General features: G+C 43.4%; 18 protein-coding genes. 13 read left to right on the top strand and 5 right to left on the bottom strand.

All coding sequences use genetic code 11. The annotated features are described in order from the left end of the window. Positions 1 to 2: 2 nt before the first annotated feature. The 5 genes from PW220_RS06525 (at position 3) to PW220_RS06505 (ending at position 5,911) form a co-directional block, all read left to right on the top strand. Positions 3 to 506, top strand: a complete 504-nt coding sequence (locus tag PW220_RS06525) for a hypothetical protein (RefSeq protein WP_024397358.1) — start codon at positions 3 to 5, stop codon at positions 504 to 506. After that, a complete protein-coding gene (locus PW220_RS06520) occupies positions 503 to 3,601 on the top strand; it encodes a type III restriction-modification system endonuclease (RefSeq protein ID WP_248055079.1) in 3,099 nt (1,032 codons plus the stop codon). Before PW220_RS06525 ends, PW220_RS06520 begins: the two co-directional genes overlap by 4 nt. Before the next feature lies 1 nt (position 3,602). Further along, a complete protein-coding gene (locus PW220_RS06515) occupies positions 3,603 to 4,784 on the top strand; it encodes a hypothetical protein (protein WP_248055080.1) in 1,182 nt (393 codons plus the stop codon). A gap of 175 nt (positions 4,785 to 4,959) precedes the next feature. Further along, entirely contained in the window at positions 4,960 to 5,085 is a 126-nt protein-coding gene (locus tag PW220_RS06510) for a hypothetical protein (protein ID WP_316716103.1), read from the top strand. A 76-nt stretch (positions 5,086 to 5,161) separates the two neighbouring features. Next, a complete protein-coding gene (locus PW220_RS06505) occupies positions 5,162 to 5,911 on the top strand; it encodes a hypothetical protein (protein ID WP_248055081.1) in 750 nt (249 codons plus the stop codon). Between the two features lie 39 nt (positions 5,912 to 5,950). On the opposite strand, the gene PW220_RS06500 is transcribed toward PW220_RS06505, so the two are convergent. Both PW220_RS06500 and PW220_RS06495 read right to left on the bottom strand, forming a co-directional pair. Further along, positions 5,951 to 6,544 carry a DUF1361 domain-containing protein gene (locus PW220_RS06500; protein WP_248055082.1) on the bottom strand — a complete coding sequence of 198 codons (594 nt, stop codon included), beginning with the start codon at positions 6,542 to 6,544 and terminating at the stop codon, positions 5,951 to 5,953. 146 nt (positions 6,545 to 6,690) lie between these two features. Next, the gene (locus PW220_RS06495) at positions 6,691 to 7,284 is read right to left on the bottom strand and encodes a DUF1361 domain-containing protein (protein WP_172081535.1); all 594 of its coding nucleotides are present in this window, start codon (positions 7,282 to 7,284) and stop codon (positions 6,691 to 6,693) included. 153 nt (positions 7,285 to 7,437) lie between these two features. Between PW220_RS06495 and metG (PW220_RS06490) the strand changes: the two genes are divergently transcribed. Continuing rightward, positions 7,438 to 9,441 carry a methionine--tRNA ligase gene (gene metG, locus PW220_RS06490; RefSeq protein ID WP_248055083.1) on the top strand — a complete coding sequence of 668 codons (2,004 nt, stop codon included), beginning with the start codon at positions 7,438 to 7,440 and terminating at the stop codon, positions 9,439 to 9,441. Between the two features lie 30 nt (positions 9,442 to 9,471). Here metG (PW220_RS06490) and PW220_RS06485 read toward each other — a convergent pair whose 3' ends face one another. After that, positions 9,472 to 10,038, bottom strand: a complete 567-nt coding sequence (locus tag PW220_RS06485) for a GNAT family N-acetyltransferase (protein WP_248055084.1) — start codon at positions 10,036 to 10,038, stop codon at positions 9,472 to 9,474. Then, the gene (locus tag PW220_RS10365; protein WP_398582936.1) at positions 9,956 to 10,261 is read right to left on the bottom strand and encodes a hypothetical protein; all 306 of its coding nucleotides are present in this window, start codon (positions 10,259 to 10,261) and stop codon (positions 9,956 to 9,958) included. Before PW220_RS10365 ends, PW220_RS06485 begins: the two co-directional genes overlap by 83 nt. 250 nt (positions 10,262 to 10,511) lie before the next feature. Between PW220_RS10365 and metG (PW220_RS06480) the strand changes: the two genes are divergently transcribed. Then, a complete protein-coding gene (gene metG, locus PW220_RS06480) occupies positions 10,512 to 12,518 on the top strand; it encodes a methionine--tRNA ligase (RefSeq protein ID WP_248055230.1) in 2,007 nt (668 codons plus the stop codon). A 53-nt stretch (positions 12,519 to 12,571) separates the two neighbouring features. Here the strand turns inward: metG (PW220_RS06480) and hutI are convergent, their stop codons facing one another. Next, the gene (gene hutI, locus PW220_RS06475; protein WP_248055085.1) at positions 12,572 to 13,822 is read right to left on the bottom strand and encodes an imidazolonepropionase; all 1,251 of its coding nucleotides are present in this window, start codon (positions 13,820 to 13,822) and stop codon (positions 12,572 to 12,574) included. A 233-nt stretch (positions 13,823 to 14,055) separates the two neighbouring features. On the opposite strand from hutI, the gene PW220_RS06470 reads away from it, so the two are divergent. From PW220_RS06470 to PW220_RS06445, 6 genes are read left to right on the top strand one after another with little or no spacing between them, the layout of a single operon-like run. After that, positions 14,056 to 16,089 (top strand): urocanate hydratase, encoded by a 2,034-nt coding sequence (locus PW220_RS06470; RefSeq protein ID WP_172081525.1) that lies wholly within the window; start codon positions 14,056 to 14,058, stop codon positions 16,087 to 16,089. A gap of 41 nt (positions 16,090 to 16,130) precedes the next feature. Then, positions 16,131 to 17,030 (top strand): glutamate formimidoyltransferase, encoded by a 900-nt coding sequence (ftcD, locus tag PW220_RS06465; RefSeq protein WP_105114266.1) that lies wholly within the window; start codon positions 16,131 to 16,133, stop codon positions 17,028 to 17,030. A 12-nt stretch (positions 17,031 to 17,042) separates the two neighbouring features. Then, entirely contained in the window at positions 17,043 to 17,669 is a 627-nt protein-coding gene (locus PW220_RS06460; protein WP_248055086.1) for a cyclodeaminase/cyclohydrolase family protein, read from the top strand. An 11-nt stretch (positions 17,670 to 17,680) separates the two neighbouring features. Then, complete coding sequence (locus tag PW220_RS06455) at positions 17,681 to 19,354, top strand: formate--tetrahydrofolate ligase (protein ID WP_248055087.1); 1,674 nt, start codon at positions 17,681 to 17,683, stop codon at positions 19,352 to 19,354. A 13-nt stretch (positions 19,355 to 19,367) separates the two neighbouring features. Next, positions 19,368 to 19,979: a HutD family protein gene (locus PW220_RS06450; RefSeq protein ID WP_248055088.1), complete on the top strand. Its 612-nt coding sequence runs from the start codon at positions 19,368 to 19,370 to the stop codon at positions 19,977 to 19,979. Between the two features lie 23 nt (positions 19,980 to 20,002). Continuing rightward, on the top strand, positions 20,003 to 21,316 hold the full coding sequence (locus PW220_RS06445) for an APC family permease (protein WP_105209373.1): 1,314 nt from the start codon (positions 20,003 to 20,005) through the stop codon (positions 21,314 to 21,316). Positions 21,317 to 21,319: the final 3 nt, after the last annotated feature.

Genomic DNA, 21,319 nt, shown 5'->3' with positions numbered 1-21,319 from the left:
TGATGGACTGGGAATTGATTTCTAACATTGGTCAAACTTTTACTGGAATTGCAGCTCTAGTATTATCTATTCTTGCAATGTGGAAGACCCAAAAAGATAATACTCACATGATTTTATTTGAAAAAAAGGTTGAGTTGTATGGAGAATTAGCTTATTATCTTGAAAAAATCTACAATGATCACGAGCTAATTTTTGAATACTATGATATTATAAGAGGATTGTATGCAAAAGGGTTTTTGATAGCTAGTAAAACTGTTGCAGAAAAATTACAAGAATTTGTAGATGCTATGGATGAAGAGATTGAAGTTATTCAAAACTGTAGAAAAATTGGAAAACCTCGTTCAACAAATTATGGATCGTTTGACCAATTAAACGATACTTTGGTAACAGTAATGGAACTTGAAATTAGAAAGTCACAAAAGATTTCAAATTCACGAATAAAAAAAGTTCATGATGAATTTACAAACAATTTGGGAAAAGATTTTATTAACGGAGGCAACCAATGAAACTTCAATTTAAGCAGCAGCAATTTCAGTTAGATGCGGTGGCCTCTGTTGTGGATGTTTTTACTGGTCAGGGCAAACATAGCGGTTTTGACTACCACATGGATAAAGGACAAGGGACAGGTGCGGAACTGGATATGAATTTTATCGGTTTCCGCAATGCTCCCATCCAGCTTTCACAGGACACTATCAGCCATCAGGTGCGAAATCAGCAGCTCCGCTATGGACTTAAACCATCTGAAAACCTATCCATCCAAAAAGTGGATGGTCATCCGTCTTACAATTTGACCATTGAGATGGAGACAGGGACAGGGAAGACCTACACCTATATCCGCACCCTGATGGAGCTCAACAAGCAGTATGGCTGGCTCAAGTTTATCATTGTGGTGCCGAGTATCGCCATTCGGGAGGGGGTGCTCAAGTCCTTTGAAATCATGGCAGACCATTTCCAGATGGAGTATGGCAAGAAGCCACGCTACTTTGTCTATGACTCTAGCCGTTTGGGAGAGCTGGACAAGTTCGCCAATTCCTCGGATATTCAGGTCATGATTATCAACTCCCAGGCCTTTAATGCCACTGGAGCAGATGCCCGTCGCATTCACACCGAGCAGGAAAGTTTCCGCTGGAGAAAGCCCATCGATGTCATCGCGGCGACCAATCCGATTTTGATTATCGATGAGCCTCAGTCGGTTGAGGGGAAAAAGACTAAAGAACGCTTGGAGGACTTCAAGCCCCTATTTACCCTCCGCTACTCAGCAACTCATAAGGACAAGCACGATATGATTTATCGTCTGGATGCCTTGGACGCCTATAATAAAAAGTTGGTTAAAAAGATTGCCGTTAAGACCGTGGAGCAGACTTCTACCACAGGTACACAAGGCTACCTTTATCTACAAGAACTGGTTCCGCAAAAAACAGGAGCTCCAAAGGCTCGGATTGAGTTTGAGATGCGAACCAAGGCAGGCGATGTCAAGCGTGTAACCAAATTGGTGGAAGAGCCTTTTGCTCTCTATGAAGAGTCTGGTAATCTCCCAGCCTATCAAGATGGTTGGACCTTGAGTCATTTTGATGCGCGTGAGGGTGAAAATTCCATTCAAATCGGTGCCAATCGCAAACTCCATGTGGGCGAAGTGATTGGGGAAACCAACGAAGATGACATCCGTCGTATCCAGATTCGGGAAACCATTGCCAGTCACCTGCAAAAAGAAGAAGGCCTTTACAAACGAGGTATCAAGGTGCTATCCCTTTTCTTCATTGATGAGGTAGCTAAGTACAAGTGCTACGACGAGCAAAATGATGCCTACAATGGCACCTATGCCCAGATGTTTGAAGAGGAATATGAAGCCCAGGTCAAGGCCTTGTTGGCAGATCCCAACCTCCATGGCAGCAATTTTTGGCATTATCTAAATAATCATCAGAAAGGCAATCCCGTTCACGCAGGTTATTTCTCCGTTGATAAGGTGAAAAAATCGGACAAGGTCAAGTTTGTGGATTACAAATCGGCAACTGAGAAGAGAAACAACCAGTCCAACGACAAAGATGCCTTTGATTTGATTATGAAGGACAAGGAGCGTCTGCTGTCCTTTGATGAGCCAGTACGCTTTATCTTCTCCCACTCAGCCCTCAAAGAAGGCTGGGACAATCCTAATGTCTTCCAGATTTGTACTCTGAAAAATACGGGTACGGAGACAGAAAAACGGCAAAAGATTGGTCGTGGGATGCGTCTTGCTGTTGACCAAAAAGGTGTCCGTCAGGATGAGGAACTCTTAGGAGCTGATGTTCATAATATTAACAAATTGACCGTCATTGCCAATGAAAGCTACGAGGATTTTGCTAAGAACTTGCAAAGAGAACTCAAGGAAATCTTGGCTGATCGTCCAAGCAAGGTGGAAGTGGACCTCTTTGTCAATAAGGTCTTGGAAAATGAAGCCGGTCAAAAACTGACAGTCACCAAGGAAGTGGCTAAAGAGATTGAATACCAGTTGATTAAACAAGATTATATTGACAGCAAGGGAAATCTGACCACCACTTACTTTGAACAAAAGGCTACCAATCAGTTTACATTATCTGAAAATCTGGCTGGCTATGAAGTGGCGGTAAAAGACATTTTGGAATCTATTTACGATGCCAATCGTTACCAGATTGAGCGTGAAAATGATTCGGAAGTTGTCTTTGCTAGAGAAATCAATCCTGACAACTACAACCGTCAAGAGTTTAAACGTCTGTGGGAAAGCATTCATCACAAGTCTACCTACTATGTCGAGTTTGACGATGAGGAGTTGATTGAAAAATCGGTCAATGTTATCAATGAGGCTCTCTTTGTCAAAAAGCCAAGCTATATGATTACAGAAGCTGAGGCAAGGGAAATGAAGGCTGAACAAGGTTTGGATTTCAAGGTCAATAAAGACGGCAAGCGTCAGGCTGAATTGGACAAGTCTTCTATTCAACTCCGCTATGATTTGTTGGGTGAAATCGCCAGTCGCACGGAGTTGAAACGAAAAACAGTTGCAAATATCCTGAAACAGATCTCACCAAGCAAGTTTGACATGTTCGCCTATAACCCTGAGGCATTTATCCAACGAACAAGCCGCCTGATCAATGAGCAAAAGGCCAGTCAGGTGATTGAGCACATTCGTTACAATATCTTGGAAGAAACCTTTGACACTTCTGTTTTTACGGATAATCCAGAAAGCGGAAAATTGTCGGACAAACGGATACTGGAATCGCAAAAAGGCGTGTATAATTATGTAAAGGTCGATTCGGATACGGAGCGGAAGTTCAAAGAAGAGCTGGATCAATTTGAAGAGGTTATGGTCTATACTAAGTTGCCAAGCGAATTTAAGATTTCCACCCCTTTGGGTGCTTATAACCCTGACTGGGCAATTGCCTTTCGAGATGGTTCGGTTAAGCATGTCTACTTTGTAGCCGAAACCAAGGGTTCCATGTCTAGTTTGCAACTGAAAGGAGCAGAGCTTGCAAAAATTGAGTGTGCCAAGGCCCACTTCAAAGCCTTGAAGGAAAAAGGTTTGATTGCGGACGACCACATGTACGATGTGGTGGATTCCTATGAAAAATTATTAGAAATCGTGAGGGGATAGGATGAATCATCCAATAATAATTTTTTTTAAATATTGGTATATCACTTTTCCGCTATTGTTTATATTACTCAGCCTGTATTATAAAGGGGACAACGAATCCTCTTTAAATATGCAGTCAAAAGCAAAAGATGAATTTGAAAATCAGGAGGATGAGCAGAAAATCTACCCTATTCAAAATTTATCTTATTATCTAACATTACATAACCAGCTAATTTTAAAGTCTAGAAATTGGATCATTAACCTGAAAGAAAAGAGTCCTTATGAATATCAAACTAGGGATGTGCTAGAACAGGGCTATTGCATTTTAAATGAAATAGAGCATTTTAAGGATGAGTTGTATTACGCACTGGGACATGTGCCAGTGCTGAGCCATTATTTAGATTTTATAGAGATTTTGGTTGGATTTACTTATGAGGTGAAAATGAGGGATCCTGAACAAAAAGAGTTTGTACTTACTATGTCAAAATTAAATTCTCGAGGGCAACCAAGAAATTACTTGGCTGAGAGTGAAATGATGTATGCAACTATCGATTCGGAAGACTTCCGTGAAGAAGTAACGAATCTAATAGAAAGAGTCGTTGCTTGGATGGAGGATTTAGAAAATCCATTTTCTTATGAGTTACAACCGCGAACGAAACTAAATTATGCTTATGCGATTATCACCAGGCTTAATGAGTTGAAGGAGGAATTTAGTAGTGTTTTGGTTGCAGAGATGAGGGATATTGAGAGCCTTGAATTTCTTTCAGGACTTGAAGCTTGTATAGAAAATTTTACGAACGAAGTAGAACTTAGAGATCCAGAGAAGTCTAAGTTAGTTCATCTTTTGGATCATGACCCAGATTTGATTTCTTCACATATACAAGTAGTGAAATATACCAATCAAATTGTTAGTATGATTCAGTCCAAGACTTGTCATCAAGAGTTATTGGCAGAGCATATGGCACACTATAACTTATACGAAGAAACCTTGGAAAAATTAGCCAAAATTCATTTCAATCCAGAATTATTTGACCATGAACTTGTTGAAAGGCAGGAGATTATTGATTTTATTCATACTTATCAGAGGTTTCAACAAAAGGCTATCAAACATTTAAACAAAGATGAAGTTAGAGAATATCAAATTGCTCGTAGGTTACTTGACACTAAGATGAGTGAATTTGAGTACAGAGATCTTTTGGAATAATTCTAGAGACAGATATTTTAGATGTTTGGCTACATGCACAATTTTAATTATTTGTAGATCAATGGAGAAATATATGAGTGAATTGTTTTTGTTTTTAACATTTTCGATTTGTTATCTGGTGGGCTGTATCGCCATAGCGATTGGTCTCAGACGTAGGAAGTAGGAGGAAAGACAAATGGAAGAACTCTTTATGAAACTCTTTATTTGGATTTTTATCTTACTCTGGTCCTCACCTGTAATCATTATCGCATTGGCAGGTGCTTGGGTCATTTTATGCCTATTGTTTGGCAGAAGAAAATAATAGTTACGAGCATTGCAAAAGAACACAGGCTAGCGCAAAATGCTAGTATATTTCAGATATTCAGGAGGGGGTTGTTATGCCTTACCGTAAATTAACATCAAGCGATCGGACCTTTATCAAAGGGCAGACGGATCGCTTGCTGAATCAGATGAATAGCAATGCGGAATACTTAGCGACTGTCCAGACTTATGAGGCGGCCAAGGCTCGAGCCAATCAAGCCTATTTGGCTATGGAGTTGGAAGATGACCCAGAGAAAAAGGTCCGACTGGCAAAATTGGTTGAAACCTATACTGCTCAAGCCCAGGCTATATTGGACGAGTGGGAGGAGAAGAACAGACGTACAGAGAAGGCGGCAAGAAATGTCAAGTTGATCTTGTGGCTGACCGTACTGTTCACCCTTAGCTTTGTTTTTCCAGTCAATATCATTCTAGTCATTCTTTTTGCCGTCTGGTTTTATCGGAATTACCTTCGTTCTAGTAAATCCGACCGAGTGACTAAGACCGCCGCTAATAGCCAGTCTTTGACAGAAGAGGAAAGGTTTGAAGACTGGTTGACAGAAAAGATTGTCACTCTCAACAAGGACAAGCGGGAGTGGACCGAGGGAATAATCGCAAAATATGACAGTTTAGATGACATTGCAACAGGTATTGATGAAATGGATGAGATAGATAAAGTGGCTGGTAAGAACCTTCTACGACGCTATCAGGACATTTTAGCAGATATTGAAAAACTTCCTAATTCTGACCAGAAAACCTATTATAAGGATTTTCATCAAGAGATCATTGCCGACTTGCAAGATCTTTTTGAACAACTCCATTTTGGATAAGAAAAACCGGTAACAGTACAAGGCTGTTGCCGGTTTTTGCTATTCATCGATTGAGAAAATTAGGACCATGATTTGTATAAAGGTAAAGCCCAGGATGAAGGGCAGGGCAGCCCAAGAAATAACTTCAATCATTTCGCTGACGACCAAGCTTGGTCTGGTAAAGATGTCCCAGGAATTGAGCCGTGCATAGCGTCCGATGTGAATGGCAAAGCTGGATAGAAGGGAAAGACCACCAATCAGAAACAGCCTGAACCAGTAGGACTTGATAGAGAAGGCAGAGAAAATCAGCCGCAGGCTTTCCACGCCAGTCATGACCCCATAGAAAATACTTGGGACGTAGAGCATGAAAAGAATCATGCTTTCCCGTTGCCAGAGGACTGTGTTGGCAAAGTGCATGTGGACGATGTCCGTCACCATGTAAAAGGTGTTGGGGTAGAAAAAGAGCCAGAGGAGCCCAGCAATGATTTTGAGGATATTAGATTTTGTGTGGTTGGTGAGGATAGCAAAATCAAGTGCCACCAAAGCCAAAAACATATTCCAAGTCAAGTCAGGTGCAGTGACACCGTAACGCTTTAGACCGGCAGCGATGATGAGGAAAAAAATATGGATAAAAACATTTTTCTTTGTAAACATGACAAACCTCTTTCATTAAAATATAAAAGCTAGTATATCACATTCAGGCAGAGAATGGGGACTTGTCATCAAATTGTTAGGACTTGTTTAAGCTTGGATTAAGTATTAGAAAACAAAAAGAAACAGCTGACCTGTTTCTTTTGAATTTATTCATCTACTGCAAAGACTAGCACCATGATTTGTATGAGGGTGAAGCCAAAGATAAAAGGGAAGGTGTCCCAAGACATTGCTGCGACCATATTATTAAGAACAGCAAGGGGGCGCGTGAAAATATCCCAAGAGCGAATATTGGCATAGCGACCGATATAAATAGCATAGCTAGCAAAGAGGGATAGACTACCAATAATCAGCAAACGCAAGCCATAGAATTTGACATTGTAGCTTTTGAAAATAGCTTCTAAACTTTCCACGCCAGCCATAATTCCAAAGAGAATAGCTGGGACATAGAGCATAAAGAGGAGCAAGCTGTTGCTTTCCCAGAGGGCTGTGCTGGTAAATTGGAGATTGACCAGTTCGGTCAAAATGTAGAAGGTATTAGGATAGAAGAAGAGCCAAAATGGTGTGATCAAGAGCTTGCTGGCAGTATGATTATTTTGGCGGACCAAAATAGCAAAGTCCAAGGCCAACAAGGCCCAGAGCATATTCCACATCAGGCCGGTATTTTGAACGTCATTTAAGAGCATTCCGACACAAATAATAACAAAAAATAGATGGATTAAGAGATTTTTAGGTGAAAACATAGACAACCCCATTCTTTTTCATAACTTCTTCTAGTATAACATATCTTAGAAGGATTGTGGATGGGAAGTCGCTTTGTTTTTGCACAAAAATATGATAAAATGGGGTGTTATCAAGAACAGGGTTTCATTTGCCCTGAGTTGAAAGGAAAAAACATGACAAAAACACCATTTTATATCACCACGCCGATTTATTATCCGTCTGGAAAACTTCACATCGGATCGGCCTATACGACCATTGCCTGTGACGTACTGGCTCGCTACAAGCGTCTGATGGGCCACGAGGTCTTCTATCTGACAGGGCTTGATGAGCACGGGCAAAAGATTGAGGAGAAGGCAAAAGAGGCTGGTCTGACACCACAAGCCTACGTTGACGGCATGGCGGTTGGCGTTAAAGAGCTCTGGAACTTGCTCGACATCTCTTACGACAAATTTATCCGCACGACTGATGATTACCACGAGGAAGTGGTGGCGGCTGTTTTTGAAAAATTGCTGGCGCAGGACGACATTTACTTGGGAGAGTATTCTGGTTGGTACTCCGTATCAGACGAGGAATTTTTCACCGAGAGCCAATTAGAAGAGGTCTTCCGAGATGAAAACGGCAAGGTAACAGGCGGTATCGCTCCGAGCGGCCACGAAGTAGCCTGGGTTTCAGAAGAATCCTACTTCCTCCGCCTCAGCAAGTATCAGGATAAATTGGTCGAGTTTTTCAAGGCCCACCCAGACTTTATCCAGCCAGACGGCCGCCTCAATGAAATCATGAAAAACTTCATCGAGCCAGGCTTGGAAGATTTGGCAGTATCCCGTACATCATTTACTTGGGGAGTACCTGTGCCGTCCAATCCAAAGCACGTTGTCTATGTTTGGATTGATGCCCTGCTCAACTATGCGACAGCCTTGGGCTATGGTCAGGAAGAAACAGCCAACTACGACACCTTCTGGAATGGAACAGTTTACCACATGGTTGGCAAGGACATTCTTCGTTTCCACTCCATTTACTGGCCAATCATGCTCATGATGTTGGATATGAAGTTGCCAGACCGCTTGGTTGCTCATGGCTGGTTTGTCATGAAAGACGGCAAGATGTCTAAGTCTAAGGGCAATGTGGTCTATCCAGAAATGCTAGTCGAGCGTTTCGGCTTGGATCCACTTCGTTACTACCTCATGCGTAGTCTGCCAGTTGGTTCTGACGGCACCTTTACGCCAGAAGACTATGTTGGTCGTATTAACTACGAACTGGCCAACGACCTTGGAAACTTGCTCAACCGAACGGTTGCTATGATTAACAAGTATTTCGGTGGTCAGGTGCCAACTTTTGTTGCAAATATGACGGATTTTGATGCGGACTTGGCGGCAGTAGTGGCTGAAAATTTGGCAAGCTACCACAAGTATATGGAAGCAGTTGACTATCCACGCGCTTTGGAAGCTGTTTGGAATATCATCTCCCGTACCAACAAGTACATCGATGAAACAGCTCCGTGGGTCTTGGCAAAAGAAGAAGCTGACCGTGACAAGTTGGCAGCGGTGATGGCTCACTTGACAGCAGGTCTTCGTGTGGTGGCACACCTCATTCAGCCATTCATGATGACGACGTCTAATGCTATTATGGAACAGCTTGGTTTGGGAACAGCATTTGACCTTGAAAACCTTGACTTTGCTGGTCTTCCAGCTGGTTTGACAGTGGTCGCAAAAGGCATGCCTATCTTCCCACGTCTGGATATGGAAGAGGAAATCACCTATATCCAAGCTCAAATGGGTGGTAGCTCTGCTATTTCCCAAGAGGAAGAAAAAGAATGGAACCCAGCTGACGTGGAACTCAAAAACGAGAAAGCTGCAATCAAGTTTGAGGACTTCGACAAGGTAGAAATCCGTGTGGCCGAAGTCAAGGAAGTAGCCAAAGTGGAGGGCTCTGACAAGTTGCTCAAGTTCCGTCTGGACGCTGGTGATGGACAAGACCGCCAAATCCTGTCTGGTATCGCCAAGTACTATCCAAATGAGCAAGAGTTGGTCGGCAAGAAAGTCCAAATCGTTGCCAACCTCAAGGCACGTAAGATGATGGGCTTGCTCAGCCAGGGTATGATCCTCTCAGCCGAACACGACGGCAATTTGACACTTTTAACAGTAGATCCATCTGTGCCAAACGGCAGTCAGATTGGGTAAGTTTGCAGAGACAAGACACAAAAACCAGCCCTAGTCGGCTGGTTTTTTGAGTACTTTCCATTCCTTTTCTAGAATGGACATAATGAGGGTATCGGCATAACCGTCTGCTGTCTTATGGCTGTCACGCTTGATACCTTCTAAACGAAAACCTGCTTTTTCATAGGCACGCTTGGCACGCGGGTTGAAGGAAAAAACTTCCAATTCCAAGCGATGTAAGCCAACCTGCTCAAAAGCGAAATCTCTGGTTTTCTCGACTGCCCAAGAGCCCAAACCACGGTCCAAATAGTCCTCGTCAAAGATAACAATCCGAAAGTTAGCGGAGTTATTCTCCCTATCTAGTTCATTGATGACCGACTCACCGATAAAGGTTCCGTCAGGTGCAATCAAGATAAAATCAAACCGATCAGGGTCAGCCACAATCCGATTGTAGAAGTTGATAACGTCATCTTTAGTGTAAGTTCCCGAGCTCCCTGTCAAACGGTAGATTTCTGCAGAAGGCATGGAAAAGCAGTCTTTAAAGTATTTCTCGGCAAAGCCCGTTTGAAAGGACTGTAGGACAAAACCGTCCCTTTCCCATTTGGCAGTTTTTTTGATCATCTCTTATCTCCTTTCCACCATTATAACACAAATTCCGAATGAAGAGTATCAAGCTGCTTTGTTCCCATAGGGTATTACTGGCTAGTTGGAGAGTAGTCAGTTGGGTCACTGTAAAGAAGGTATTTGGATAGAAGAAGAGCCAAAAAGGTGTCAGGAGCAGTTTGCTTGCCACGTGGCTATTTTCCTTGACTAAAATAGCTAAATCCAAAGCAATCAGGGCCATGGTCATATTGCCAATCAGGGGTGAATCCTGGGCTCCATATAAAAAGAGACCGACCACAATCAGTACATAAAATAGATGAATCAATAAATTCTTAGGAGAAAACATAGGAAACCTCAAACTTTTTCATAACTGTTTACTAGTATATCACATAGTGGAGGGTTTGGAATAGGAAGTCGCTTTGTTTTTGAATAAAAATGTGATAAAATAAAGCGTTTAGAAAAAGGTTTCATTAGCCTTCTGAAAGGATTATATCATGTCAAAAACACCATTTTATATCACCACGCCGATTTATTATCCGTCTGGAAAACTTCACATCGGTTCAGCCTACACGACCATTGCCTGCGATGTCTTGGCTCGCTACAAGCGTCTGATGGGCCACGAGGTCTTCTATCTGACAGGGCTTGATGAGCATGGTCAGAAGATTGAAGAGAAGGCAAAAGAGGCTGGTTTGACACCACAAGCCTACGTTGATGGCATGGCGGTTGGCGTTAAAGAGCTCTGGAACTTGCTAGACATCTCTTACGACAAGTTCATCCGCACGACCGACGATTACCACGAGGAAGTGGTGGCGGCTGTTTTTGAAAAATTGCTGGCGCAGGACGACATTTACTTGGGAGAGTATTCTGGTTGGTACTCTGTTTCAGACGAAGAATTCTTCACTGAGAGCCAATTAGAAGAGGTCTTCCGAGATGAAAACGGCAAGGTAACAGGAGGTATCGCTCCGAGCGGTCACGAGGTTGCCTGGGTTTCAGAAGAATCCTACTTCCTTCGCCTCAGCAAGTATCAGGATAAATTGGTTGAGTTCTTCAAGGCCCACCCAGACTTTATCCAGCCAGATGGTCGCCTCAATGAAATCATGAAAAACTTCATCGAGCCAGGCTTGGAAGATTTGGCAGTATCCCGTACTTCATTTACCTGGGGTGTACCTGTGCCGTCCAATCCAAAGCACGTTGTCTATGTTTGGATTGATGCCCTGCTCAACTACGCAACTGCCTTGGGTTATGGTCAGGAAGAAACAGCCAACTACGACACCTTCTGGAATGGAACAGTTTACCACATGGTTGGCAAGGACATTCTTCGTTTCCACTCCATTTACTGGCCAATCATGCTCATGATGTTGGATATGAAGTTGCCAGACCGCTTGGTCGCTCATGGCTGGTTTGTCATGAAGGACGGCAAGATGTCTAAGTCTAAGGGTAATGTAGTCTACCCAGAAATGCTGGTCGAGCGTTTCGGCTTGGATCCACTGCGTTACTACCTCATGCGTAGTCTGCCAGTTGGCTCTGACGGAACCTTTACACCAGAAGACTACGTTGGCCGTATCAACTATGAACTGGCCAATGACCTTGGAAACTTGCTCAACCGTACGGTTGCTATGATTAACAAGTATTTCGGTGGTCAGGTACCGACTTTTGTTGCCAACGTGACAGATTTTGATGCGGACTTGGCGGCAGTTGTAGCTGAAAACTTGGCAAGCTACCACAAGTATATGGAAGCTGTTGACTATCCACGCGCTCTGGAAGCTGTTTGGAATATCATCTCCCGTACCAACAAGTACATCGATGAAACTGCACCTTGGGTCTTGGCTAAGGACGAAGCGGACCGTGACAAGTTGGCAGCAGTCATGGCTCACTTGACAGCAGGTCTTCGTGTGGTGGCTCACCTCATTCAGCCATTCATGATGACCACTTCAAATGCCATTATGGAACAACTTGGTTTGGGTATAGCATTCGACCTTGAAAATCTTGATTTTGCAGGTCTTCCAGCAGGTTTGACCGTAGTCGCAAAAGGCACGCCTATCTTCCCACGTCTGGATATGGAAGAGGAAATCGCCTATATCCAAGCCCAAATGGGTGGCAGCTCTGCTATTTCCCAAGAGGAAGAAAAAGAATGGGACCCAGCTGATGTGGAGCTCAAAAACGAGAAAGCCGCGATCAAGTTCGAGGACTTCGACAAGGTGGAAATCCGCGTGGCCGAAGTCAAGGAAGTAGCCAAGGTGGAGGGTTCTGACAAGCTGCTCAAATTCCGTCTGGACGCAGGTGATGGCCAGGACCGTCAAATCCTATCTGGTATCGCCAAGTACTATCCAAATGAGCAAGAGTTGGTCGGCAAGAAAGTCCAAATCGTTGCCAACCTCAAGCCACGTAAGATGATGGGCTTGCTCAGCCAGGGCATGATCCTCTCAGCCGAACATGGTGACAATTTAACACTCTTAACAGTCGATCCATCCGTGCCAAACGGCAGTCAGATTGGGTAAGAAAATTGAAAAAGGAAGCTTCCAGTCGAGGAGGCTTCCCTTTTTGTTGCTTATTAACCTCTGACACAGAGGCCTTTTTTATAGACTTGGTCTGTTAAGTTGGTAGCAAAGAAGTAGAAGAGGAAGTCGATATTGGGTGCATCAAAAATAGTAATGTCTGCAGCTTTTCCAGGGTGGAAACTACCAATATGGGTCTGTCTGTCTACGGAATAGGCAGCGTTGATGGTCACAGCATTCAAGATTTCAACTGGTGTTAAACGCATCATGAAGCTACCTAGTTGCATGACAAATTGGAGGTTGGCAGTTGGGCAACTGCCTGGATTGCTATCGGTTGACAGGGTGATCGCCATCCCCTTATCCAGCATTTTCCGAGCGGGTGCATAGGTATCTTCCATCAGGCTAAAGGTGGTAGCTGGAAGGAGGTTGCCAATAACCTTGGCTTGACTAAGTTTATCAATGCCTTGGTCAGTAATCACCATCAGATGCTCGGCACTGACTGTACCCAGTTCGGCAGCCAGGTCAACCCCACCAATACTTTTTATCTCATCAGCATGGATACGGAGTTTAAAGCCCATGTCCTTAGCTTTTGTGAGCAGGCTACGAGCTTCTTCTGCCGTGAAGACTCCTTGCTCACAGAAGATGTCACAGAATTCTGCCAAGTTTTCTTCTTTAACTTGTGGCAACATGCTTTCTATAATGAGGTCCAAGTAGGCTTGATTATTTCCCTTATATTCTGATGGAATGGCATGGGCTGCCATAAAGGTAGAAACTAAATCAATAGGGTGGTCCTCATGAAGTTTTTGCACCACTTCTAACTGTCTTTTCTCTGTTTCCCAGTCCAGTCCATAGCCACTTTTAGCCTCTACGGTAGTCACACCATGGTCTAGCATGTAGTCCAGTAGTCTATAGGATTTCTGATAGAGGGTATCAAAATCAGCCTTTCTGGTTGCTCGTACCGTGGACAAAATACCTCCACCATTTGCCAGAATATCCAGATATGAAACGCCAGCTAGTTTCTGAGCAAATTCATGCTCTCGGCTTCCTCCATAGACCAGGTGGGTATGGCAATCGATCAGTCCAGGGGTGGCCACCTTGCCTTGATATGAAAGAAGAATCGTTTCAGGGCCAACTAAGTCTGCTTGAGGCTCTCCAGTCCCGGTTGCAAGAATTTTTCCATCCTTGATGGCTATGTAGCCATCCTCTAAGATAGTGGCTGCAGCCATTTCCTTACCAGCTAGAGGATGACCGGGGTCATTGGGGCAAAATACCTGATTGAAATGGGTCAATATTTTGTCTGCGAACATAGTGCGTCCTCCCTTGTATGATGTTCTTAGTTCTAGGATAATACAAAACCGTCAAATTTTTGTCAAAAATAAATCGTTTTTCTCAAAAAATAAAAAGTTGTTAAAATAACATATTAACAGACTTTATATAGACGGATAAAAGGTAAACTAGGAATGTATAAAAAGTTCTTGCTCGGAGATGGAACTATTTCTGAGGAAGGAAACAAGCACTAGATTCAAAAGGAGGATGACCTATGTCACATTTTGAAGAAAAAGATATTGCGGCAGCAATGACCATTAAGCTAGATGATGTCTTGCCTGAAAAGACAGTCTTTGAGGAAGGCATCAGACGAGCACCAGACCGGGGCTTTCGGTTAACACAGGCTCAGACAGAGATTGCCTTGAAAAATGCCCTGCGGTATATTCCAAAAAAATACCATGAGGAAGTCATTCCAGAATTTTTGGAAGAATTAAGAACTCGTGGGCGGATTTATGGCTATCGCTGGCGTCCAAAAGAAAGAATTTATGGCAAGCCGATTGATGACTACAAGGGAAATTGTACAGCTGCCAAGGCCATGCAGGTCATGATTGATAATAACCTCAGCTTTGAAATCGCTCTTTATCCGTATGAGTTAGTCACATATGGGGAAACAGGTTCGGTCTGTGCCAACTGGATGCAATATTGTTTGATTAAAAAATACCTGGAGGTCATGACAGAAGAACAGACCTTGGTGGTCGAATCAGGTCATCCCTTAGGTCTATTTAAATCCAAACCAGAGGCACCGCGTGTCATTATTACCAATGGTTTGTTGGTTGGTGAATACGACAACATGAAGGACTGGGAAATCGCTGAGGAAATGGGAGTGACCAATTATGGTCAGATGACAGCTGGTGGCTGGATGTACATTGGTCCTCAGGGAATTGTTCATGGTACCTTCAATACACTTCTCAATGCTGGACGCTTGAAATTGGGTGTAGCTGATGATGGGGATTTGACAGGAAAACTCTTTATTTCATCTGGTTTAGGTGGAATGAGTGGAGCTCAGGGCAAGGCTGCTGAAATTGCTAAGGCAGTTGCTATTGTAGCCGAGGTAGACCAGTCGCGGATTGAAACTCGCCATTCACAAGGTTGGATTAGTCAGTTGGCAGAAAGTCCAGAAGAAGCTCTGACCTTGGCCCTGGCTGCGAAAGAGAAAGGCCAATCTACCTCAATCGCCTATCATGGAAATATTGTAGATTTGCTGGAATATGTGGTTGAAAAGAATATTCCAGTTGACCTTCTCTCTGACCAAACCTCTTGTCACAATGTCTATGATGGAGGCTACTGTCCAGTCGGTATTAGCTTTGAGGAGCGTACTCGTTTACTCGCAGAGGATAAGGAAAGCTTTGTTGGTCTAGTGGATAAAACCCTGGAGCGTCATTATCAAGCTATTAAGACCCTGACTGACCGAGGAACCTATTTCTTCGATTATGGTAATGCCTTTATGAAGTCAGTTTATGACTCAGGTATCAAAGAAATTTCTAAGAATGGTCTGGATGATAAAGATGGCTTTATCTGGCCTTCTTATGTAGAAGATATCATGGGACCTATGCTCTTTGACTATGGTTACGGTCCATTCCGTTGGGTTTGCTTGAGTGGCAAGCATGAGGACTTGATTACTACAGACAAGGCTGCTATGGATGTGATTGATCCAACTCGCCGTTACCAAGATCGTGATAATTACAACTGGATCCGCGACGCAGAGAAAAATCAGTTGGTCGTAGGAACTCAGGCACGGATTCTGTACCAAGATTGCATGGGTCGTGTCAATATCGCGCTGAAGTTCAATGAGCTCATTCGTCAAGGGAAAATTGGGCCTGTTATGCTAGGTCGCGACCATCACGATGTATCAGGTACTGATTCCCCATTCCGTGAAACATCCAACATCAAGGATGGTTCAAATGTGACCTGCGATATGGCTGTTCAGTGCTACGCTGGTAATGCGGCGCGTGGTATGAGTCTTGTGGCCCTCCATAATGGTGGTGGTACTGGTATTGGTAAGTCTATCAATGGTGGTTTTGGTCTGGTATTGGATGGAAGCGAGCGCGTGGATGAGATTATCAAATCAGCTATCGCTTGGGATACCATGGGTGGTGTAGCGCGTCGGAACTGGGCTCGTAATGACCATGCGATTGAAACGGCTATTGAGTACAACCAAATGCGTCAAGGTACAGACCATATCACCATTCCTTATTTGGCAGATGAGGACTTAATTCAGTCTTCTGTTGCTAAATTGTTTGAAAAGTAAGTAAATCGGCTAAACAATCATAATAAGAAAGAGGTTTTCAAATGGCAAAACTTGTAGAATGTATTCCAAATTTTTCAGAGGGACGTAACCAGGAAATCATCGATGGCTTGGTAGCAACCGCTAAGAGTGTTCCGGGTGTGACCTTGCTGGATTATTCTTCAGACCAAAGTCATAACCGCAGTGTGTTTACTTTGGTGGGAGATGAAGAAAGTATTCAGGAAGGAGCTTTTCAACTGGTCAAATATGCTAGTGAAAAGATTGATATGACCAAGCACACAGGTGAACACCCAAGGATGGGAGCGACAGATGTACTTCCATTCGTCCCTGTAAAAGACATCAGCATGGAAGAATGTGTTCAACTGGCTAAGAAAGTCGCTGAGCGTATCAATAAAGAATTGGCTATTCCAGTCTTCCTCTATGAAGAAGCAGCAAGCAGACCAGAACGACAAAATCTGGCTAAGGTCCGCAAGGGTCAGTTTGAAGGCATGCCTGAAAAATTATTGGAAGAAGACTGGGCGCCTGATTTCGGTGAAAGGAAGATTCATCCAACAGCAGGTGTTACAGCAGTCGGCGCTCGGATGCCTCTGGTTGCTTTTAATGTCAATTTGGATACAGACAATTTAGAGATTGCCAACAAGATTGCCAAAATCATCCGTGGTTCAGGTGGTGGCTACAAGTATTGTAAAGCTATCGGTGTCATGTTGGAAGGAAGAAATATTGCCCAGGTTTCAATGAACATGGTGAACTTGGAAAAATGCTCACTTTATCGTACCTTTGAAACCATTCGTTTTGAGGCTAAGAGATATGGTGTGTCGATTATTGGTTCTGAAATCGTTGGATTGGCACCTGCAAAAGCCTTGGTTGATGTGGCAGAATACTACTTGCAATTGGAAGAGTTTGATTACAGCAAGCAGGTACTAGAAAATCATTTGTTGGGATAAGGAGTATGACCGATGGCATTAGTTGATTTAACCCTTACAGAATTTGCTCAATTACTGGGTTCAGATGCCCCAGCACCAGGCGGAGGCTCAGCAGCAGCTCTCTCGGCTGTCAATGGTATTTCATTGACAAAAATGGTGTGCGAGTTGACTCTTGGGAAGAAAAAGTATGCTGACTATCAGGCTGCTATTGAAGACATTCATAACGTAGCTGGTGACTTGCAAGAGCGTTTATTGCGGGCAATAGATGAGGACACTGAAGCTTTCAATCAGGTTTCAGCTGTCTTTGATATGCCCAAGGAAACAGAGGAAGATAAAGAAGCGCGCAGGCAGGCTATGCAGGTAGCCTTGAAGGCAGCAACGCTCTCTCCGTTTGGCATGATGGAAACGATGTTGCAGGCACTTCAGGTAACAGCAGAGGCAGTCGGCAAGTCCAATACCAATGCAGCCAGTGATTTGGGGGTGGCAGCCCTCTCGCTCAAGGCAGGTTTGCAGGGGGCATGGCTCAATGTTCTCATCAATCTATCTGGTATCAAGGATGAAGAATTTGTTGCAACCTATCGCCAACAAGGCCAGACTATTTTGGAAGCTGGTTCTAGCCTAGCAGACCAGGTATATGAAGACATTCTCCAGATTGTGTAAAGGAGGGAGCTATGGTTTTATCAGATATTGACATTGCGAATTCCGTCCAAATGGAACCCATTGGACAGGTAGCAGACCGTTTAGGTATTCCAGAAGAAAGTTTATCCTTATATGGTAGATACAAGGCTAAAATTGACAGTCGCCAGTTAGAAGCCTTGAAAGATCAACCAGATGGGAAATTGATTTTGGTAACAGCTATTTCACCAACTCCAGCAGGGGAAGGAAAAACAACAACTTCCGTCGGTTTGGTCGATGCATTGACTGCTATTGGTAAAAAGGCTATTATCGCCCTGCGTGAGCCGTCTTTAGGACCTGTCTTTGGGGTTAAAGGTGGTGCAGCAGGTGGTGGATATGCTCAAGTTGTTCCAATGGAAGATATTAACTTGCATTTTACTGGAGATTTTCATGCCATCGGTGTAGCTAATAACCTGCTGGCAGCCTTGATTGATAATCATATTCATCATGGAAATGCCTTGGGAATTGATAGTCGTCGGATTACCTGGAAGCGAGTAGTAGACATGAATGACCGCCAGCTCCGCCATATTGTCGATGGCCTGCATGGTAAGGTAAATGGAGTACCTAGGGAAGATGGCTACGATATTACCGTTGCTTCAGAAATAATGGCTATTCTGTGCCTATCTGAAAATATAGCTGATTTGAAGGCACGACTGGAAAAAATTATTATCGGCTATAATTTCCAAGGTCAACCAGTTACAGCTGGAGATCTTAAGGCAGCTGGGGCAATGGCAGCACTCTTGAAAGAAGCCATTCACCCTAACCTTGTTCAAACCCTGGAACACTCCCCAGCCCTTATACACGGCGGTCCATTTGCCAATATTGCTCACGGTTGTAATAGTGTTCTTGCTACTAAATTAGCCTTAAAATATGCAGACTATGTGGTTACAGAAGCTGGCTTTGGGGCAGATTTAGGCGCTGAAAAATTCATAGATATCAAGTGTCGTCTAAGTGGTTTACGACCATCCGCAGTTGTACTCGTAGCTACTATTCGTGCCCTTAAAATGCACGGTGGAGTTGCCAAGTCTGACCTGGCTCAAGAAAATGTAGAAGCAGTGCTTGCAGGTTTACCAAACCTTGAAAAACATCTGGAGAATATACAGGAAGTCTATGGTTTGCCTGCGGTTGTTGCCATCAATAAATTCCCACTAGACACAGAGGCAGAATTAGAGGCAGTTTCTACTGCTTGTGCCAAACGTGGTGTTGATATAGTACTGTCTGATGTTTGGGCACATGGTGGTCAAGGAGGGCGTCAACTTGCAGAGAAAGTCGTCCAACTTGCTCAAGAAGAAAATCATTTCCAATTTGTCTATGATGTAGAAGACAGTATTGAAACCAAATTACATAAAATTGTTACAAAAGTCTATGGTGGTCAAGGGGTTAAACTCTCAGCAGTTGCTAAAAAAGAAATAGCAGAACTGGAAAGACTAGGTTTTGGTTCCTATCCAATCTGTATGGCCAAGACCCAGTATTCATTCTCAGATAACCCTAATCTCTTAGGAGCTCCGACAGACTTTACTGTAAGCATCAGTAATGTCAAAGTTTCAGCAGGTGCTGGCTTTATCGTCGCCTTGACGGGCAATATTATGACCATGCCAGGTTTGCCAAAGGTCCCTGCGAGTGAAAAAATTGATATTGACAACCAGGGCAATATCACAGGTCTTTTCTAAGAGAGGTGGAAGGATGATTAGAGTTGAAAAGTATAAAACAAGTGATTACCAAGAAACCTCCTGGTCAGGTGGACGAACCACTCAACTCTATCTCTTTCCTGCTCAGTCTTCCTATGGTGAAAGAAATTTTCAATTTCGATTGTCCACAGCAAGTATGGACACGGAACAATCTACCTTTACCTCGCTACCTTCATATCACCGCATTCTATTAAGTTTAGACCAAACCATTGTCTTGCAGGATATGAATAGTGGCGAACAAGTAACTCTGGCTCCTTATCACATCCATCGGTTTGAGGGGGAACAATCCATCCAATGCGTAGGAAAAGCACAGGATTTTAATATTATATTTGACGATAGTGTGCAAGCTGATTTACAGGTGATGGATGAGAACAAGTGGGTGGTAGAGTGTGAGGGTGATTTTCAATTTATTTATGCCTTAGTCAATTTGGATTTCCATATAGAAGGGTGGGGAAGTGGTCATCTAGCAGCAAAGGAATTGCTGGTAGTTGAGACCAATGAGTTGCCTCCTCTGCACCTTCATCTAACTGCTTGTCAAGCTTGCCAAAAGCCTAAGGCGCTTATTGCTAGACTTAGGTCAACTGACCTAAGTAGAAACATGATCTAGAAGAAGATTTAGGAGATCATATCATGGAAAACAAACAGACACAGTTATCTACGCAGGAGAGTGCAAAATTCTCCCTGACAGGAGCGACCTTATACGGTATCAATGCTGTTATTGGGTCTGGTATCTTTCTCTTGCCGCAAAATATTTATCGGGACCTAGGTCCAGCTTCCATCGCTGTTATGCTAGGAACGGCTATCTTGACCATCATGTTGGCGGTCTGTTTTGCTGAGGTAGCAGGGTACTTTGGAAAAAACGGCGGTGCCTTTCAATATTCTAAACGTGCTTTTGGTGACTTTATTGGTTTTAATGTCGGCATCTTAGGCTGGATGGTGACCATGTTTGCCTGGGCGGCTATGGCAGCAGGTTTTGCTAAGATGTTCATCATCACTTTCCCAGCCTTTGAGGGAATGAATATTCCACTTAGTATCGGCTTGGTCATTCTCTTGTCCTTGATGAACATTGCTGGTTTGAGAACCTCCAAAGTCTTTACCATTACAGCAACCATTGCCAAGTTAATTCCGATTATACTCTTCTCCCTTTGTGCTCTTATCTTTATCCCTCAAGGTTTGTCTAACTTTAGTCCTTTTGTTCAATTATCTGAAGGACAAACCTTGCTCGGAGCGATTTCAGGTACCGCCATCTATATTTTCTATGGCTTTATCGGTTTTGAAACCCTCTCTATCGTAGCTGGTGAGATGCGAAATCCAGAAAAAAATGTTCCTCGAGCTATATTAGGTTCCATTAGTATTGTTTCAATTTTGTATATGCTCATTATTGGTGGTACCATTGCCATGCTAGGTTCTGGTATAATGGATACAAAGGCTCCTGTGCAAGATGCTCTTGTTAAGATGATCGGTCCTGCTGGCTACTGGTTGGTATCTATTGGGGCTCTCATTTCCATCACCGGTCTGAACATGGGTGAATCCATTATGGTGCCACGTTTCGGTGCTGCCATTGCAGAAGAAGGACTTTTGCCAGCTGCCATTGCTCGTAAAAATGGCAATGATGCACCAGTTGTAGCCATTATTATTTCTTGTGTCATTGCTTGTATACTATTGTTATCAGGTTCATTTGAAATTCTTGCTACCCTCAGTGTTGTCTTCCGTTTCTTCCAATACATTCCAACAGCACTGGCTGTCAATAAATTACGCAAAGATGAGCCGAATGCACAGGTAGTTTTCCGTCTGCCATTTGGTCCAGTTATTCCAACTATTGCAGTAGTTATTAGTTTGATTATGATTTGGGGAGATAACCCAATGAACTTTGTATATGGAGCCATCGGTTTACTGATTTCTAGTGCGATTTACTTCTTCATGCATGGACGAAAGAAAGTGTAATGG

The sequence above is a fragment of the Streptococcus sp. 29892 genome, assembly GCF_032594935.1.
GTDB classification, from domain to species: Bacteria; Bacillota; Bacilli; order Lactobacillales; family Streptococcaceae; genus Streptococcus; species Streptococcus hyiners.
Note: the sequence above shows the minus strand (reverse complement) of the source record. Positions and strands in the feature narration are given on the sequence as shown.